Source organism: Archangium sp., from assembly GCF_036389735.1.
Lineage (GTDB): Bacteria > Myxococcota > Myxococcia > Myxococcales > Myxococcaceae > Archangium.
On sequence record NZ_DASVWK010000353.1, the window covers coordinates 1 to 3,723 of the forward strand.

Annotated in this window: 2 protein-coding genes; one reads left to right on the top strand and one right to left on the bottom strand. The window is 71.1% G+C overall.

The features are described 5' to 3' along the window. Positions 1-1,312 (top strand): Smr/MutS family protein (locus VF794_RS12375; RefSeq protein ID WP_331109977.1); only part of this gene is annotated, 1,312 nt, incomplete at its 5' end. A 22-nt stretch (positions 1,313-1,334) separates the two neighbouring features. Here the strand turns inward: VF794_RS12375 and VF794_RS12380 are convergent. Further along, on the bottom strand, positions 1,335-3,723 hold a 2,389-nt coding region (locus VF794_RS12380; protein ID WP_331109979.1), incomplete at its 5' end, for a VacB/RNase II family 3'-5' exoribonuclease.

The following is a 3,723-nucleotide window of genomic DNA, read 5'->3' on the forward strand; positions in this document are numbered from 1 at the left end:
TCCGGCGGGCGAGGGCTCGCGGATGCCGCTGTACCGCTCGGTGCACTCCACGGTGGGCGACGCGCAGGATCTGTCGCAGGGCCTGTCCACCTTCAGCGCGCACGTGGTGAGCCTGCGCAACATCGCCCTGTCGGTGGGGAAGAACTCGCTGGTGCTCATCGACGAGATCGCGGCGGACACGGATCCGCGCGAGGGCGCGGCGATCGCCATCGCGGTGCTGGAGGAGTTCCTCACCAAGGAGGCGGTGGTGCTGGTGACCACGCACCTGGAGGAGCTGAAGGCGCTGGCGCACCTGGATCCGCGCTTCCTGAACGCACGGGTGGGGTTCGACCCGAAGAAGATGGCCCCCACGTACAAGCTCCAGCTGGGAGCGGCGGGAGCGTCGTCGGCCATCGAGGTGGCGTCGCGGATGGGGCTGCCGGAGCACATCTGCGCCCGAGCGCGGGACCTGGCGATGAACGCGGGTGGCGCGCTGGCGAAGGCGCTGGCGGCGGCGGAGGACGAGCGCCGGAAGCTCCAGGACGAGCTGGACCGGGCGAAGGTGGCGGCGGCGGAGGCCGAGCGGCTGCGCGCGCAGTTGGAGGAGCAGAAGCAGCAGTTCGAGCGGGAGCGCAAGGCGAGGCTGATGCGCTTCAACGAGGAGGTGGCGGCGGCGAGCGACCAGGCGGCGGTGGAGGTGCAGGAGCTGCTGAAGACGCTGAGGGCGCAGTCGAACGAGAAGGCGGCGTCGGAGGCGCGGGCGCAGCTGCTGCAGCGGGCGGAGGAGGCGAACCAGCGGGCGAAGGCGGCGCGGGCGGAGCTGTTCCAGGTGGAGGCACCCGCGCCGGCGGATCTGCGGGTGGGCGCGTGGGTGCGGCACTCGGGGCTGAACAAGGACGTGGAGATCCTCGAGCTGACGGGAGACCAGGCGGTGGTGGCGGCGGGCATCATGAAGATGCGCGTGCCGGTGTCGGAGCTGTCGGGCACCCGGTTGGGCAAGCCGAAGGAGACGAAGTTCCCGGAGCGCAACAAGCAGGCGCAGCAGATCCAGAGGGCGAAGGCGGCGGCGCCAGAGGCGGTGGAGGCGACGAACTACCGCTGCGACGTGCGAGGCATGAGGGCCGAGGACGCGCTGGGCGAGGTGGAGTCGTTCCTGGACCGGGGGATGCGCAGCGGCGAGGAGACGGCGCTGATCATCCACGGGCACGGGACGGGAGCGCTGAGGCAGGCCATCCGCGACTACCTCGCGGCCTCGCCGTACATCCGGATGTTCCGCCCGGGAGAGAACCACGAGGGCGGAGACGGCGTGACGGTGGTGGCCCTCCGGGCGTGAGCCCGAGGTCCACGAGTGAGCCCTACCGCTTCCCGCCCTTGCGAGAGGAAGCGGTCTTCTTCGCCCCGCCCTTGGCCTTCGCCTTGGCACCACCCGCGGCCTTCTTCGCGGCGGGAGCGCGAGACTTCGGGGCCGCGGCACGCTTCGCGGTCGCGGTCTTCTTCTTCGCGGTAGGAGCCTTCTTGGCGGCGGCCTTGCGAGCCGGAGCCGTCTTCTTCGCGGCGGGAGCCTTCTTGGCGGCGGCCTTGCGAGCCGGGGCCTTCTTCTTCGCCCCACCCGCCTTGGCACCACCCGCGGCCTTCTTCGCGGCGGCCTTGCGAGCCGGAGCCTTCTTCGCCCCAGCGGCCCGCTTCGCACGCGCGGGCTTCTCCTCGACGGCGGCAGCGGCCTTCCTGCGCCGCATGGGCGGAACGGCCCGGACGGGCTCCTCGACCTTCTCGCGAGTCTCCTGGCCCCGGGCCGCGAGGGCACGGATGCGATCGGCGACCGTCGGTACCGTGTCGGGAGCCTCGGTCGGGCGCTCCATGGAGGGAGGAGCCACGGACGCGGCCTCCACCACCCGCTCGACCGGAGCCTCCGGTGCCCCAGTGCCCGCGACGATCTGGACCGGAGCCGCCTGCTTGGACTCGGGAGAGCGCCAGGCTCCCGCCTCGTGCCGCTTGCGACGATCCTCGAAGCGATTTCCACGCTCCTGACGGCGATCCCTGCCCTGCTCGTCCTTGCGCCGAGGCGGACGCTCCCCACCCCCGTGCTGAGTCTCCGCGGTGATGACGGACTCGATGGCCTTGCCGGCGATCTCCAGGGCCTGGAACTCGATGCGCCGCAGGGCGAGGTTCACGTTGACGAGCCGCACGCGGGCCTTCTGTCCCACGCGGACGCGGAAGCCGCCGCCCAGGGTGAAGGAGTGCAGGTTCTTGTCGAAGCGGGTGCCGAACCCGAGCGAGTCCGAGCGGACGAGCCCCTCGACGTGCACCTCATCCAGCTCGATGAAGAAGCCGAACTCGACGAGGCCGGTGACGGTGGCGTCGAAGTCCTCGCCGATGCGGTCCTTCATCATGAGGGCCGCGTAGAAGGAGACGACCTCGCGCTCCACCTGCATGGCGGCGCGCTCGCGCTCGGAGCTCTGGGCGGCCATGTCCTCCAGCTGCTGCTCCTCGCGCTCCACCTGCCCGGAGGGCCGCTGCTGCCCGTCGCGGGCCCAGTGGGCCTTGAGGAGCCGGTGGACGAGCAGGTCCGGGTAGCGGCGGATGGGCGAGGTGAAGTGGAGGTAGTACTCGGCGGCGAGGCCGTAGTGGCCCATGTCGGAGGCCGTGTAGACGGCCTGCATCATGGAGCGCAGGAGGAGCTGGTTGAGGGCGCGCTCCTCGGGGTGGCCCTGGAGCTGGGCCATGAAGGTGTTGAGCTCCCGGGAGGAAATGTCCGAGGGCAGCATGCGGAAGCCGTAGGCCTGGGCGAGCTGGGCGAAGACGGCCAGCTTCTCCTCGTCGGGCTCACCGTGGTAGCGGTAGACGCTGGGCAGCTGCTGGTCGGCGAAGAACTTCGCCACCGCCTCGTTGGCGGCGAGCATGCACTCCTCGATGAGCCGGTGGCTGTCCTTGCGCTCGCGACGCTCCATGCGCGAGGGCAGGCCGTCGTCGCCCATCACCACCTTGTGCTCGGGGAGGTTGAAGTCGATGGCGCCGCGCTCCTTGCGCATCTGCATGAGCACGCGGGCCAGGGCCATGAGCCGCTCGAAGTGGGGCTTGAAGGCGTTGCGGTGGGGGACGTCCTTGCCGTCGAGCACGTCCTGCACCTCGTTGTAGGTGCAGCGGGCGTGGCTGCGCATGACGCCCGGGTACAGCTCGCTGGAGACGAGCCGGCCGCGCGGGTCGAGCACCATGTCGGCGACCATGCACAGCCGGTCCTCGTCGGGACGCAGCGAGCAGATGCCATTGCTGAGCCGCTCGGGGAGCATGGGCAACACACGGTCCGGAAGGTAGACGGAGGTGGCGCGGCGCAGGGCCTCGGCGTTGAGCGCGGTGCCCTCGCGCACGTAGTGCGTCACGTCGGCGATGGCCACCACGAGCCGCCAGCCCTGGGGGTGCTGCTCGACATAGACGGCGTCGTCGAAGTCGCGGGCGTCCTCGCCGTCGATGGTGACGAGCGCCATCTGGCGCAGGTCGCGACGGCCCTCGCCCTGGGCCTCCTCGGCGCTCACCACCGGGCGGATGCGGTCCGCCTCGTCCATCACCTCGGGAGGGAACTCGTCGGAGAAGCCCTGCGAGTAGGCGATGGAGAGCACTTCCGCGCTCGGATCCCCGGGCTTGCCGAGCGAGCCGGCGACCTCGCCATAGAGGCCCTCGCCCGGCTCGAGCAGGCCGGCGCCCACGCCCAGCCGCACCTTCACCAGGTCGCCGTCGCGCGCCATCTGG